The sequence below is a fragment of the Streptomyces cinnabarinus genome, assembly GCF_027270315.1.
Taxonomy (GTDB): Bacteria; Actinomycetota; Actinomycetes; order Streptomycetales; family Streptomycetaceae; genus Streptomyces; species Streptomyces cinnabarinus.
This window is the reverse complement of record NZ_CP114413.1, coordinates 1,338,010-1,351,246: the sequence shown is the minus strand read 5'-3', so window position 1 is coordinate 1,351,246 and position 13,237 is coordinate 1,338,010. Positions and strand designations below refer to the sequence as shown.

The 13,237-nt window shown below is 71.5% G+C and carries 13 protein-coding genes; 4 read left to right on the top strand and 9 right to left on the bottom strand.

Going from position 1 to position 13,237, the window contains the following annotated elements; all coding sequences use genetic code 11:
• Nucleotides 1-74: 74 nt before the first annotated feature.
• From rocD to STRCI_RS05725, 3 genes are all read right to left on the bottom strand, one after another.
• A complete protein-coding gene (gene rocD / locus STRCI_RS05735; RefSeq protein WP_269657744.1) occupies nt 75-1,292 on the bottom strand; it encodes an ornithine--oxo-acid transaminase in 1,218 nt (405 codons plus the stop codon).
• Nucleotides 1,289-2,101 (bottom strand): dimethylargininase, encoded by an 813-nt coding sequence (gene ddaH, locus STRCI_RS05730; protein ID WP_269657743.1) that lies wholly within the window; start codon nt 2,099-2,101, stop codon nt 1,289-1,291. The genes rocD and ddaH overlap by 4 nt, the downstream gene beginning before the upstream one ends.
• Nucleotides 2,102-2,222: 121 nt before the next feature.
• Nucleotides 2,223-2,738 (bottom strand): Lrp/AsnC family transcriptional regulator, encoded by a 516-nt coding sequence (locus STRCI_RS05725; protein ID WP_269657742.1) that lies wholly within the window; start codon nt 2,736-2,738, stop codon nt 2,223-2,225.
• Between the two features lie 78 nt (nt 2,739-2,816).
• On the opposite strand from STRCI_RS05725, the gene STRCI_RS05720 reads away from it, so the two are divergent.
• From STRCI_RS05720 to STRCI_RS05705, 4 genes are read left to right on the top strand one after another with little or no spacing between them, the layout of a single operon-like run.
• Nucleotides 2,817-3,566, top strand: a complete 750-nt coding sequence (locus STRCI_RS05720; RefSeq protein WP_269657741.1) for a LytR/AlgR family response regulator transcription factor — start codon at nt 2,817-2,819, stop codon at nt 3,564-3,566.
• Nucleotides 3,563-3,937, top strand: a complete 375-nt coding sequence (locus STRCI_RS05715; protein ID WP_418953310.1) for a hypothetical protein — start codon at nt 3,563-3,565, stop codon at nt 3,935-3,937. The genes STRCI_RS05720 and STRCI_RS05715 overlap by 4 nt, the downstream gene beginning before the upstream one ends.
• 28 nt (nt 3,938-3,965) lie before the next feature.
• Nucleotides 3,966-5,675 carry a sodium/solute symporter gene (locus STRCI_RS05710; protein ID WP_269657740.1) on the top strand — a complete coding sequence of 570 codons (1,710 nt, stop codon included), beginning with the start codon at nt 3,966-3,968 and terminating at the stop codon, nt 5,673-5,675.
• On the top strand, nt 5,672-6,889 hold the full coding sequence (locus STRCI_RS05705; RefSeq protein WP_269657739.1) for a sensor histidine kinase: 1,218 nt from the start codon (nt 5,672-5,674) through the stop codon (nt 6,887-6,889). The genes STRCI_RS05710 and STRCI_RS05705 overlap by 4 nt, the downstream gene beginning before the upstream one ends.
• Nucleotides 6,890-6,892: 3 nt before the next feature.
• Here the strand turns inward: STRCI_RS05705 and STRCI_RS05700 are convergent, their stop codons facing one another.
• The 6 genes from STRCI_RS05700 to STRCI_RS05675 form a co-directional block, all read right to left on the bottom strand.
• Nucleotides 6,893-7,063 (bottom strand): hypothetical protein, encoded by a 171-nt coding sequence (locus STRCI_RS05700; protein WP_015662072.1) that lies wholly within the window; start codon nt 7,061-7,063, stop codon nt 6,893-6,895.
• Between the two features lie 13 nt (nt 7,064-7,076).
• The gene (locus STRCI_RS05695; protein ID WP_269657738.1) at nt 7,077-8,849 is read right to left on the bottom strand and encodes a serine/threonine-protein kinase; all 1,773 of its coding nucleotides are present in this window, start codon (nt 8,847-8,849) and stop codon (nt 7,077-7,079) included.
• Nucleotides 8,850-8,875: 26 nt separating this feature from the next.
• Nucleotides 8,876-10,057, bottom strand: coding sequence for a PASTA domain-containing protein (locus STRCI_RS05690; protein ID WP_336298848.1), 1,182 nt, complete (start codon nt 10,055-10,057; stop codon nt 8,876-8,878).
• Nucleotides 10,058-10,207: 150 nt separating this feature from the next.
• On the bottom strand, nt 10,208-11,158 hold the full coding sequence (locus STRCI_RS05685; RefSeq protein ID WP_269657736.1) for a cytochrome c oxidase assembly protein: 951 nt from the start codon (nt 11,156-11,158) through the stop codon (nt 10,208-10,210).
• A 104-nt stretch (nt 11,159-11,262) separates the two neighbouring features.
• Nucleotides 11,263-12,288 (bottom strand): 6-phosphofructokinase, encoded by a 1,026-nt coding sequence (locus STRCI_RS05680; protein ID WP_269657735.1) that lies wholly within the window; start codon nt 12,286-12,288, stop codon nt 11,263-11,265.
• A 214-nt stretch (nt 12,289-12,502) separates the two neighbouring features.
• Nucleotides 12,503-13,231, bottom strand: a complete 729-nt coding sequence (locus tag STRCI_RS05675) for a type 1 glutamine amidotransferase (RefSeq protein ID WP_269657734.1) — start codon at nt 13,229-13,231, stop codon at nt 12,503-12,505.
• Nucleotides 13,232-13,237: the final 6 nt, after the last annotated feature.

Below are 13,237 nucleotides of genomic sequence, written 5' to 3'. Positions count from 1 at the left end.
GTCTACCACCTCTGATCCCAGTGTTCACCCTCGCAGTGCGAGGGAGAGACGGCCACCGCGGGCGCTCTCCCGCCCTACTTCAGTACCTTCTCCAGCGCGGCCAGCGCACCCGTCAGCTCCTCGGCGGTGATGGTCAGCGGCGGAGCCAGCCGGATCGTGGAGCCGTGCGTGTCCTTGACCAGCACGCCCTCGCGCATCAGCCGCTCGCTGATCTCCCGGCCGGTGCCCACCGCGGGGTCGATGTCCACGCCCGCCCACAGGCCGCGGGCGCGGAAGCCGACCACGCCCTTGCCGACGAGTTCGGTCAGCCCGTCCCTGAGTCCGACGCCGAGGTCGGCCGCCCGGTGCTGGAACTCGCCGGTCTCCAGCAGCTCGACCACGGCCGTGCCGACCGCGGCGGCCAGCGGGTTTCCGCCGAACGTGGAGCCGTGCTCGCCCGGCCGCAGTACCGCGAGCACCTCGCGCTTGGCCACGACCGCGGACACCGGCACGATGCCGCCGCCCAGCGCCTTGCCGAGCAGCAGCATGTCGGGCACCACCGACTCGTGCTCGACGGCGAGGGTACGGCCGGTGCGGCCGAGGCCCGACTGGATCTCGTCCGCGATGAACAGGCAGCCCTTGCGGCTGGTCAGCTCCCGCACCCCGGCCAGATAGCCGTCGTCCGGGATGACCACACCGGCCTCGCCCTGGATGGGCTCGATGAGCACCGCCGCCGTGGTGTCGTCGACGGCCTCCTCCAGCGCGGCCAGGTCGTTGTAGGGGACGACCCGGAAGCCCGGGGTGAAGGGCCCGAAGCCGGAGCGGGCGGTCTCGTCGGTGGAGAAGCTGACGATGGTCGTCGTACGGCCGTGGAAGTTGTCCGCCGCGACCACGATGGTGGCCTGGCCGTCCGGGACGCCCTTGACGTCGTAGGCCCATTTGCGGGCCACCTTGACCGCGCTCTCCACGGCCTCGGCGCCCGTGTTCATGGGCAGCACCATGTCCAGGCCGGTCAGCGCGGCCAGGCGCTCGGCGAACTCGGCGAGTTTGTCGTTGTGGAAGGCCCGCGAGGTGAGCGTGAGCAGATCCAGCTGCCGGTGGGCGGCCTCGATCAGACCGGGGTGGCGGTGGCCGAAGTTGAGCGCCGAGTAGCCCGCCAGCATGTCCAGGTAGCGGTTGCCCTCGACGTCCTCCACCCAGGTGCCCTCGGCGCGCGCGACGACGACCGGCAGCGGGTGGTAGTTGTGCGCGAGGACGGGCTCCTCGGCGCGGATCAGGTCGGCGGAGGAACGGGTGTGCGCGGGTGCGGTCATGAGCGGATCTCCTGGGTGCAGCACTTGATGCCGCCGCCGGCCTTCAGCAGCTCGGACAGGTCGACGGGGACGGGGACGTAGCCACGCAGGGCCAGCTGGTCGGCGAGGGCGGTCGCCCCGGGCGCGATGAAGACGTGCAGTCCGTCGGAGACGGAGTTCAGACCGAACGCCATCGCGTCCTCACGGGTGGCCAGCACCGCCTCCGGGTAGAGCCGCCGGAGCACCTCGCGGCTGCCCGGCGAGAACGCCTCCGGGTAGTACGCGATGTTGTCGTCGTCGAGCACGAACAGCGCGGTGTCGAGGTGGTAGAAGTACGGGTCCACCAGCGTCAGGCTGATCACCGGGACGCCGAAGAACTCCTGCACCTCGCGATGGGCCTCACGGGTGGTCCGGAAACCGGTGCCGGCCAGCACATAGCGGCCCGTCGGGACCAGGTCGCCCTCGCCCTCGCACACCGACTCGGGGCGGTAGACGTCGAATCCGGACGCCTTGAACCACGTCTCGTAGTGGGTGGACTCGGGGCGCCGCTCGGGTGCGTGGAAGAGCGAGCCGAAGATCCGGCCGTCCACGCTGACCGCACAGTTCGCGGCGAAGACCATGTCGGGGAGTCCGGGGACCGGCTCCACGGTGTCGACGGCGTGCCCGTGGGAGCGGTAGGCGCGGATCAGCGACTGCCACTGATCCTGGGCGAGATCGACGTCGACCCGGGTGTCCGGCTGCATCCAGGGGTTGATCGCGTACTGCACGGCGAAATGTCTGGGTTCACAGACGAGGAAGCGCCGCCGGCGCGGCACACGGGATTCGAGCACAGAGGGGTTCCTCCGCTTCCTGCGGTGGGACTGGGTTGACACCAAGGTAGAAAGTGACCCAGACGCCCGACAAGGAACAAGGGCTGCGTGTTCACGCAGGAATGCTGCGTTGTATCCCTGCTCAACGCAGGTCTGCTGCGCCCTCTCCCGTGCCCTCCGGGGCCGGCTGGCTCGCGCCAGCCTCCGGACTGTCCGGGAGGAGATGGGACAGCACCATCACGCTGATCGTCTTCCGGATGAACGGCTCGACGCGGATCCGCTCCAGCACCTCCTCGAAGTGCTCCACATCCCGCGCCCGCACATGCAGCAGCGCGTCCGCGCCGCCCGTCACCGTCATCGCCGCGGTGATCTCCGGATGGTTGCGGACCACCTCCGCCAGCCGCCGCGGCGGGGCCGCGCCCTCGCAGTACACCTCGACATACGCCTCCGTGCGCCAGCCCAGCGCCGACGGCTTCACCGTGGCCGTGAACCCGGTGATCACCCCGGACTCCCGCAGCCGGTCCACCCGCCGCTTCACGGCCGTCGAGGACAGCCCGACGGCCGCGCCGATCTCGTTGAAACTGGTCCTTGCGTTCGCCATCAGGGCGGTGATGATCTTCCGGTCGAGCTCGTCGAACGGCGTGGTCCTGCTGTTCATGGCGGCACCCTACCCAGCGGAAACGTCCACACCTCGGCCCGTGTGCAGGCGTACGAATTGCTCCTACACTCCACGTTCATGCTGCGTGCCCTGGCTGTCGACGACGAACGCCCCTCGCTGGAGGAACTGCTGTACCTCCTGAACGCCGATCCCCGGATCGGCAGCGCGGCGGGCGCCGGGGACGCCACCGAGGCGCTGCGCCGGATCAACCGGGCGCTGGAGTCGGGGCCCGCCGGGCCCGAGGCGATCGACGTCGTCTTCCTCGACATCAACATGCCCGGTCTCGACGGCCTCGACCTGGCCCGGCTGCTCACCGGGTTCGCCAAGCCGCCGCTGGTCGTGTTCGTCACCGCGCACGAGGACTTCGCCGTGCAGGCGTTCGACCTCAAGGCCGTCGACTACGTCCTCAAGCCGGTCCGCAAGGAGCGCCTCGGCGAGGCCGTCCGGCGGGCCGCCGAACTGATCGGCGCCGGACCCCGGATACCCGTGCACGAGCCCGACCCGGACCACATACCCGTCGAACTCGGCGGCGTGACCCGCTTCGTGCCCGTCGAGGAGATCACCCATGTCGAGGCCCAGGGCGACTACGCCCGGCTGCACACCGACAAGGGCAGCCATCTGGTGCGCATCCCGCTGTCCACCCTGGAGGAGCGCTGGCGCTCCCGGGGCTTCGTCCGCATCCACCGCCGCCATCTGGTCGCCCTGCGCCACATAGGTGAACTCCGCCTGGACGCGGGCACGGTCAGCGTCCTGGTCGGCACCGAGGAACTCCAGGTCAGCCGACGCCACGCGCGCGAGCTGCGGGACCTGCTGATGCGGAGGCCGTGACGGTGCCGCACCAGGACCCCGCCGAACGCCGCGTCGTCGTCACCGGACCGCCCCGGCGCACCCGCCCCGCCTCCGGCTACTACCGCCCGCGCACCGAGATCGCCGAACAGACCACCCTCGGCCACACCTACGTCCGCTCCCTGATGCGCTCCCAACTGCGCGCCGCCCTCGCCGTCGTCGCCGTCCTCGGACTCCTGATCGGCCCGCTGCCCCTGCTCTTCGCCACCATCCCGGACTCCGAGCGCCTGGAATGGACCGTCCTCGGCTTCTGCCTCTACGCCCCGCTCGTGCTGCTCGCCCGCTGGTACGTGCGGCGCGCCGAGCGCAACGAACGCGACTTCGTCCGCCTCGTCGAGGACCAGGACCGCTGAGGGCTGTGGAAGGGAACTCCGAACGGCCGTGAACGAGAACTTCGCCGTCCCCGCCGTCGCGCTCGTCGTCCTCGCGACCGTCTTCGTCGGCGCCTTCGGCCTGCGCATCTCTCGCACCACCTCCGACTTCTACGTCGCCTCCCGCACCGTCGGCCCCCGCCTCAACGCCGCCGCCATCAGCGGTGAGTACCTCTCCGCCGCCTCCTTCCTCGGCATCGCCGGACTGGTCCTCGTCCAGGGCCCCGACATGCTCTGGTACCCGGTCGGCTACACCGCCGGCTACCTGGTCCTGCTCCTCTTCGTCGCCGCCCCGCTGCGCCGCTCCGGCGCCTACACGCTCCCCGACTTCGCCGAGGCCCGGCTCGCCTCCCAGGCGGTAAGGAGACTGGCCGGGGCATTCGTCGTCGGCGTCGGCTGGCTCTACCTGCTGCCCCAACTCCAGGGCGCCGGGCTGACGCTGACCGTGCTCACCGGCGCGCCCGACTGGCTCGGCGGAGTGATCGTGGCGGTCGTGGTGGTCGCCATCGTCGCCGCGGGCGGCATGCGCAGCATCACCTTCGTCCAGGCCTTCCAGTACTGGCTGAAGCTGACCGCCCTGCTGGTGCCCGCCCTGTTCCTGGTGCTCGCCTGGCAGAGCGACGGCGCGCCCCACCACGCCTTCGACGAACCCGCCGCCTTCCGCGAACAGCGCACCGTCCGCGTCGACGACAGCCTGGAGCTGCGCCTGGACCGACCGCTGACCGTCACGGTGAGCGGCACCGTCGACGGCCGCGCCCACGAGGAGCGGGAGCTGCGACTCCCCGCCGGCACCCACCGGATCGAGCGCGGCACCCGGCTGACGTTCGCCGAGGGCGCGGCCCTCCCCGAGGCCGAGCGTGACCGCGACGGCGGCCTGTCGCCGTCCCAGGCCGAGAGCCGCGGCGAACGCCCGCTGTACGCCACCTACGGACTGATCCTCGCCACCTTCCTCGGCACCATGGGCCTGCCCCATGTCGTCGTCCGCTTCTACACCAGCCCGCACGGCGTCGCCGCCCGCCGCACCACGGTCGCCGTCCTCGGCCTGATCGGCGCCTTCTACCTGCTGCCCCCGGTCTACGGCGCCCTCGGCCGCCTGTACGCCCCCGAACTCACCCTCACCGGCGACGCGGACGCCGCCGTCCTGCTGCTGCCCGAGCGCATGATCGGCGGAGTCGGTGGCGACCTGCTGGGCGCGCTGGTCGCCGGGGGCGCCTTCGCGGCGTTCCTGTCGACCGCCTCCGGTCTGACCATGGCCGTGGCGGGCGTCCTCACCCAGGACGTCCTCCCCTCCCGCGGCGTACGGCACTTCAGGCTCGGTACCGTCCTCGCCATGGCCGTGCCGCTCGCGGCGAGCGCCCTGGTGGGCGGGCTGCCGGTCGCCGACGCCGTCGGGCTGGCCTTCGCCGTGTCGGCGTCGTCCTTCTGCCCGTTGCTGGTGCTCGGCATCTGGTGGCACCGGCTCACCCCGCCCGGGGCGGCCGCCGGAATGCTGGTGGGCGGCGGCTCCGCCCTGCTCGCCGTGGCGGCGACGATGTCCGGCTACCCCGGCACCGGAGCCCTGCACGCCCTGCTGGCCTGGCCCGCCCTCTGGTCGGTACCGCTGGCCTTCCTCACGATGGTGCTGGTGTCCCTGGCCACCCCGAGCCGAGTACCGACCGGAACGGCGGCGATCCTGGCCCGGTTCCACTTGCCGGAGGAACTGGCGGAGGTGAAGTCATGAGCGGATTCATCGCCGGACTGTGCGTCGCGATCCTCCCTCTGCTGGCGGCCGGGTTCTGGCTCGGGCGGCGCACCGCCCGACCCGAGAGCCAGGGCGGTCTCGGTACCCCCGTCGAGCACGCCACCTTCGAGACCCTGCACACCGCCTCCCTCGCCGCGCCCCCGCTCCGGGCAGGGCTGACGGAGGAGACCGCGCGGAAGTCGGCCCGGCGGCTGCGCTCGCTGCTCGGCACGGACGCCCTGTGCCTGGTCGACCGGAAGGAGGTGCTGGCCTGGGACGGAGTCGGCGCCCATCACCGCGCCGAGATCATGGAACGCCTCTCCGGACCCCTGGACTCAGGCCGCGGCGAGGCCTTCCCGCTGATCTGCGAGACCCCCGAATGCCCCCTGCGCTGGGCGGTCGTCGCCCCCCTCACCGTCGACGACCGGGTCCACGGCGCCCTCGTCGCCTGCGCGCCCCGCGAGTCCGCCGTACTGGTCCGGGCCGCCGGAGAGGTCGCCCGCTGGGTCTCCGTCCAGTTGGAGTTGGCCGACCTGGACCAGTCCCGCACCCGGCTGATCGAGGCCGAGATCAAGGCACTTCGCGCCCAGATCTCCCCGCACTTCATCTTCAACTCGCTCGCGGTGATCGCCAGCTTCGTGCGCACCGATCCCGAACGAGCCCGTGAACTGCTGCTGGAGTTCGCCGACTTCACCCGCTACTCGTTCCGCAGGCACGGTGACTTCACCACCCTCGCCGACGAACTCCACGCCATCGACCACTACTTGGCGCTGGTCCGGGCGAGATTCGGCGACCGGCTTTCCGTCACCCTGCAGATCGCCCCCGAGGTGCTCCCGGTCGCCCTGCCCTTCCTCTGCCTCCAGCCGCTGGTGGAGAACGCCGTCAAGCACGGACTTGAGGGCAGAGCGGCCACCACCGCCGGGAAATGCCGGATCAGCATCACGGCCCAGGACGCGGGCGCGGAGGCCCTCGTCGTCATCGAGGACGACGGGGCCGGAATGGACCCCGCCGTACTGCGCCGCATCCTCGCCGGCGAGGTCAGCCCCTCCGGCGGCATCGGACTCTCCAACGTCGACGACCGGCTCCGTCAGGTCTACGGAGACGACTACGGCCTCGTCATCGAGACCGCCGTGGGAGCGGGGATGAAAGTGACCGCCCGGCTGCCCAAGTACCAGCCGGGCGTGCACTCCGCGGGCCGGCTGACCGGCGCCTGAGGGTCACGTACTGCGCGTGACCACCATGCCGAGAGTGATCAGCCCGAGCACGACCCAGCCGAACCACAGCCAGCCGTTGCTGCCGAGCGCCACCGTGTAGGCGGTCACCACGACCAGTCCGCCGACGGTGAGCACCCCCATCGTCCGCGTAGAGCCGTCCGTAGAACCGGGCATCGCAACACCCTCCTCATGGTTCGTCCCCCTCCATGGTGCCCCCGTTCTGCTTCCGCACGGTGCACACGACGAAATGTGTGCCCGATTTCCAGGGCCCCTGGCTGGTCCACGACCCGGCGGTATAGACGGAAGGGTCGAATCCGAAGTCCCGCGGCGGCACCTCACGGGCACAGGCCGCATCGGACTCGGTACGCGCCTCGGTGAGCGTCACGTCCTCGCCCAGCCGGGTGAACCCCAGCACCTGCTCGTCGTAGGCCCCGGCGCAGGACACCAGCCGCGCCTCCCGATTCGAACGTACGTCCACACAGTCCCGGCGCTGCATGGTCGCCGTGTCCGCGAAGGCCGTACCCGGCTCGCGGTACCCGCCCAGCGGCCCGTACACCGGCCCGTGCGCGCCGAGCACCAGACAGGCCGTACGCCGCCCGGCCGCCTCGAACCCGGCCTCCGTCGGCACCACCGCGAACGCCCGCACATCCGCCAGCCTGCCCCGCAGCTCCTGCGTCCGCTCCTCGCACCGCGCGGCCCCCTCCGCCCGCGCCTGCTCGGCCGACGCGGCCTTCACGAACGCCATCACCTGCCCGTCCGGTGCCTGGTCCGCGCAGCTGGGGTCCACGGTCAGCCGGGGCGTCCCCTGGAAGGCCGCGGCCCCCGGCCAGTCCGCGAGCACACAGTCCCCGCCCTCCAGCGCCCGGGCGAGCCCGACCCCCTCGCCGTACGGCCGCGGGGATCCCTCCTCGTCGTCCTGCCCGGCCACGGCATACCAGACCCCGCCCCCGGCCAGCGCAAGACCCAGCAGCCCGGCGAGCGCGGAGTGCAGGACCCGGCGGCGGGCGTGCCGGGGTCCGGGCGCGGCCGGCGGCGCCGCCCACTGTGGCTGGGAGCCCAGGTCGGTCTGCGTCCGGGAGTACGCCCCGGCCTGCGGCACCACGATCCGCGACAGCGCCGCCTCCGCCTCGGCCGCGGACGGCCGCGCCGCCGGATCCTTCGCGAGCAGTGCGTGCACGACCGGCCCCAGCGCACCGGCGCGCAGCGCGGGCCGCGGCTCCTCCGCCACCACGGCCGTCAGCTCCGCGAGATGCGACGCGCGGGCGAACGGGCCCTGCCCCTCGACCCCGAAGTAGAGCGTGCACCCCAGCGAGAACAGATCGGCGGCCGGCGTGGGCGCCCCGCCTGTGGCCCGCTCCGGCGCCAGATACCCGGAGGTCCCCACCAGCGCGGAGGCCATGGTCCACCTGGTCTCCCCGGTGGACGGCTGCACGGAGATGCCGTAGTCGGTGAGTAGGACCCGCCCGTACGGGGCGCCGGTGCGGTCCGGCGCGAGCAGGATGTTCGCCGGCTTCACATCCCGGTGCAGCACACCCCGCTGGTGTCCCGCGGTGAGCGCGTCCAGTACGGCGAGCCCGATGCGGGCGCACTCCGCCGGGGCGAGCGGGCCGCGCTGCTCGACCAGGTCGCGCAGGTCCACGGCGCCCGCCACGTACTCCATGACGATCCAGGGCAGTCCCTCGTGCTCCAGCACGTCGTGCACGGTCGCCACGTGCGGGTGGTCGCGCAGCCCGGCCGCGTGCCGGGCCTCGGCGCGGGCCCGCGCGACCCGGGCCTCCCGCTCGTGGTCCGCCTCGGCCGGGTCGCGGAACACGATCTCCTTGAGCGCGACCTCGCAGACGAGTCTCTGGTCGTGGGCGAGCCAGACATGCCCCATGCCGCCGCCCCCGAGCCGGTGCAGCAGCAGATAGCGGCCGGCGATGACCCGGCCCACTCCCGACGTCGATGATCCTGAAGGCATCCGGTGACTCCCGGGTCCGCGGGGTTCTACGTGGTCGCGCTGGAGGTGGGGGCGGTGCTGGTGGTGGTGCTCGGCGGGGTGCCGGGCGGGGGAGGGTCGCTGCTGGTGGTCGGGGGAGCGGTGGTGCTGGGCGGGGGCGCGCTGGTGATGGTCGGGGGTGGCGTCGACGTGGGCGGCGGCGAGGTGGTCGCCGGGTCCTTGGACGACGGAGGTGGCGTCGAGGACGGGGGCTCCTCCGAGGACGGCGGTGGCTCGCTCGGGGTCCCGGAAGAACCGGGCGGCCCGGGTGACGAGGGCGCTGTCGCGGACGACGAAGGCACCGGCAGGTCGGGCGGACCGGGCGTGGTCCTCGGAGACCCGGAGCGGGACTCCGCCACGGTCAGCGTCACGTACTCCCCGAACGCCAGCTGAGCCCCCGCCGCCGGATTCGACCCCGTGACCAGCGCACCGTCCGACGGCAGCCCCTCCCCGGCGTACCCGACGGCCAGGCCCTGACCGGTCAGCCGGCCCGCGGCCTGGCCGAACGTCGCCCCCACCACATCGGGCACCGCCCGCCGCCGCTCCGCGTCGAAGACCGTGTCGTCCTCGCCCGCCGTTCCGACGGGCCGGTTGATGCCCCGGGCCGGCTCCTCCACGTCCACCAGGGCGAGCCGCTCCACCTTCCGGGACGCGGGCCGCACGCTCACCACCGAGGCGCGGTCATATCCCTTCCACTTCTCGTTCCCGTCCTCGAACTCGACGGAAATGCGACTGGTGTCGCCCTCGAAAGGCCGCAGCGGATTGCCGCACGAACACTTCACGGCGGGCTGTCCCTGCGCATCGACGAGAAGGGCGATCCCGGCCTGGAGCAAGGAGTCGAAGGGGACGGCCTTTTCCTTTTTGTAGTCGTGGTTCTTCACGAGTGTGTCGTGACGCAGCAGAACCGGTGTGAGCCGGTCCAGATAAGCCGGAATCCCCTCCGTGGTGATCTCCAGCGCCCGCGCCCAGGCCGCGGCCTTCCGCTCGTTGGCGGGGTCCGTCAGAAACCGCTCCAGCTTTCCGACGTCGCAGATCGTCGGCTGCCTGGAGCCGCCGTAGAGCCCCGGAGTATCCCCCCGCTGGAGACCGGCACGCACATCCCGCGACCTGACCCGGGCATCACGCCCCAGCCCGTTGCTCTCGTCGAAGAAGGGCGCGAGCGACGGAACTCCCGCGGCGACCGCCTTCACCGTGAGCAAAGGCGCCGCTCTGTCACACGCGCTGAGCGCAAGAACACAAACCAGCAGAACCCGCACGAACAATCCACGCGTCATCACCGCTCCCCCCGGCGGTTCCCCCGACGCGTTTCATGCTACTGAACGAAAACCGATTCAGGCCGGTTAGTTTCCCCGTGCGTTCAATGAGGCCAAATAGGCGTTGTACGCCTCGAGTTCCTTGTCGCCGTCCCGGTCGGCGGCCCGGTCCTTGCGCTTGGCCTGCCGCTGCTCGGAGCCGTACCACTGGAACAGCAGCGCGATCAGCACCAGTACGGACGGGATCTCGCTGAACGCCCAGGCGATTCCGCCGGCCGCGTTCTGGTCGGAGAGCGCGTCGATGCCGAGCGAGGCGGGCGGGTTCTCGAACGTCTTGACCATGGGGGCGGACGCCATCATCAGCGCGATACCGAAGAAGGCGTGGAACGGCATGCCCGCGAACAGCTCCAGCATCCGCATCAGATAGCCCGGCCGGTGCGGCCCCGGGTCCACGCCGATGATCGGCCAGAAGAACACCACACCGACGGCGAAGAAGTGCACCATCATCGCGATGTGCCCGGTCCTGGAGCCCATCAGGAAGTCGAAGAGCGGGGTGAAGTACAGCGCGTACAGGCTCGCGATGAACATCGGAATGGTGAAGACAGGGTGCGTGATGATCCGCATGTAGCGGCTGTGCAGCAGCATCAGCAGCAGTTCACGCGGCCCCTTGCGGCCCCGGCCCGCGACCGGCAGCGCGCGCAGCGCCAGGGTCATCGGGGCGCCGAGCAGGATCAGGATCGGCGACAGCATGCTGATCACCATGTGCTGCACCATGTGCACGCTGAACATGACCATGCCGTAGTCGTTCAGCTTGGTGCACATCATCAGGGCGACGGACAGCACACCGAGGACGTACGACACCGTCCGCGCCACCGGCCAGGAGTCCCCGCGCCGCCGCAGCCGCACCACACCCCAGCCGTACAGGGCGAGCCCGGCCAGACAGGCGACGAGGAAGAAGGGATCCGCCGACCACTGAAGCCCTCGTCCCAGCGTGAACGGCGGCAGATCCATCATCATGCCGTGCCCGCTGTGATCCATGCGGCGGCTCCTGTTTCGTGGGGGTTGTGCAAGTCTGTCCGGCCCCCACATTAGAACGGCCCCCGGTCACGCCAGTGACCGGGGGCCGATTGTTCCCGTCCGGACTACAGCACGCACTCCGCCTCGGTGTACCGGTCCTCCGGCACCGTCTTCAGCGTCTCCACGGCCTCCGCCAGCGACACCATCACGATGTCGGTGCCGCGCAGCGCGGTCATCTTCCCGAACTCCCCGCGGTGCACGGCCTCCACCGCGTGCCACCCGAAGCGGGTGGCGAGGACCCGGTCGTACGCGGTCGGCGTGCCGCCCCGCTGCACATGCCCGAGGATCACCGGCCGCGCCTCCTTGCCGAGCCGGTGCTCCAGCTCGATGGAGAGCTGCCGCGCGATGCCCGCGAAGCGCTCGTGGCCGTAGACGTCCTTGCCGCCCTCGTCGAACTCCATGGACCCGGCCTTGGGCTTGGCGCCCTCCGCCGCGACAACGATGGCGAACCGCTTGCCCGCGTCGAACCGCTCGCCGACCTTGCGGGCCAACTCCTCGATGTCGAAGGGGCGCTCGGGCACGACGACCGCGTGCGCGCCGGCCGCCATACCGGAGTGCAGCGCGATCCAGCCGGTGTGGCGGCCCATGACCTCCACCACCAGCACCCGCTGATGCGACTCGGCGGTGGTCTTCAGCCGGTCGAGCGCCTCGGTCGCGACACCGACGGCCGTGTCGAAGCCGAAGGTGACATCCGTGACCGCGATGTCGTTGTCGATGGTCTTCGGCACGCCGACGATCGGCAGGCCGTTGTCCGACAGCAGCCGGGCCGCCTTCAGCGTGCCCTCACCGCCGATCGGGATGATCGCGTCGAGCCCGAGTTCCTGCACATGCCCCTTCGCCCGCTCCACACCGTCCCGCAGATGCGAGGGCTGGACCCGGGAGGAGCCGAGGATGGTGCCGCCGCGGGCGAGGATGCCGCCCACCGCGTCCAGGTCGAGCTTGAGGTAGTCGCACTCCAGGAGACCTTTCCAGCCGTCCCGGAAACCGATGACCTCGTCGCCGTGGTCGACGACGGCACGGTGCACGACGGACCGGATGACGGCGTTCAGGCCGGGGCAGTCGCCGCCGGACGTGAGGACACCAATGCGCATAGCCCGAAATACCTTCTCAACGTGGGCCGGGGACCGGACCACGTTGTCCGGCTTGATCCCGGCCACCCTACCGGCGTGAGGGGGTGGCACCGCACCGGGCGTCCGCCTGCTGGACGCGCCCGCACATGTGAGCGGACGTGCCGTCAGGCGGGCCCGATGAGCACGGTGGCAGGGCGCGCTGGAAAGCGGCTTCAGTACCTCTGGAACGCCCAGGTCACGCGGGCTGCTGGGCGGCCGAGATCCGCTCGCTGCGCAGCGCCTCGTACCAGCGGTCATCCGTCGGCGGCAGGGCGTTCACATCCAGCGCCAGCTTCAGCAGCAGATCGGCGATGAGCGGGTTCCGGGCGAGCACCGGGCCGTGCATGTACGTACCGAACACCGTGTCGTTGTACGCGCCCTCGGTGCCGTCGCCGGTGCCGTTGCCGTTGCCCAGGCGGACCTGGGCGAGCGGGCGGGCCGTCGGGCCGAGGTGGGTGACGCCCTGGTGGTTCTCGAAGCCGGTCAGCGGGGGCAGACCGAGCCGCGGGTCGATGTCGCCGAGTACGTCACCGACGCACCGCTCGCCCTCGCCGCGCACCGAGACCACGTCCAGCAGACCGAGGCCGGGCTCGCGCTGGCCGAGGTCGTTGATGAACTCGTGGCCGAGGATCTGGTAGCCCGCGCACACCGAGAACACGATCGCGCCGTTGCCGACGGCCCGGTGCAGGCCCCCGTCGCGGCGCAGCCGCTCGGCCGCGAGGCGCTGCGGCCGGTCCTCGCCGCCGCCGATCAGGTAGATGTCACCGGAGGTCGGGATCGGCTGGTCGCTGCGCACGTCGAGCCGGGCCACGTCCAGGCCGCGCTGCCGGGCCCGGCGCTCCACGACGAGGACGTTGCCCTGGTCGCCGTAAGTGCTCAGCAGGTCCGGATAGACCCAGACGACCCGCAGTTGGTTGTCACTCATGAAGTC

Excerpts from the sequence above, each read along its gene's own strand:
- STRCI_RS05695 (WP_269657738.1), bottom strand. The coding sequence starts at position 8,849 with ATGCCTTCAGGATCATCGACGTCGGGAGTGGGCCGGGTCATCGCCGGC.
- STRCI_RS05725 (WP_269657742.1), bottom strand. The coding sequence starts at position 2,738 with ATGAACAGCAGGACCACGCCGTTCGACGAGCTCGACCGGAAGATCATC.
- STRCI_RS05700 (WP_015662072.1), bottom strand. The coding sequence starts at position 7,063 with ATGCCCGGTTCTACGGACGGCTCTACGCGGACGATGGGGGTGCTCACC.
- rocD (WP_269657744.1), bottom strand. The coding sequence starts at position 1,292 with ATGACCGCACCCGCGCACACCCGTTCCTCCGCCGACCTGATCCGCGCC.
- STRCI_RS05680 (WP_269657735.1), bottom strand. The coding sequence starts at position 12,288 with ATGCGCATTGGTGTCCTCACGTCCGGCGGCGACTGCCCCGGCCTGAAC.
- STRCI_RS05675 (WP_269657734.1), bottom strand. The coding sequence starts at position 13,231 with ATGAGTGACAACCAACTGCGGGTCGTCTGGGTCTATCCGGACCTGCTG.
- STRCI_RS05720 (WP_269657741.1), top strand. The coding sequence starts at position 2,817 with ATGCTGCGTGCCCTGGCTGTCGACGACGAACGCCCCTCGCTGGAGGAA.
- STRCI_RS05685 (WP_269657736.1), bottom strand. The coding sequence starts at position 11,158 with ATGGATCACAGCGGGCACGGCATGATGATGGATCTGCCGCCGTTCACG.
- STRCI_RS05705 (WP_269657739.1), top strand. The coding sequence starts at position 5,672 with ATGAGCGGATTCATCGCCGGACTGTGCGTCGCGATCCTCCCTCTGCTG.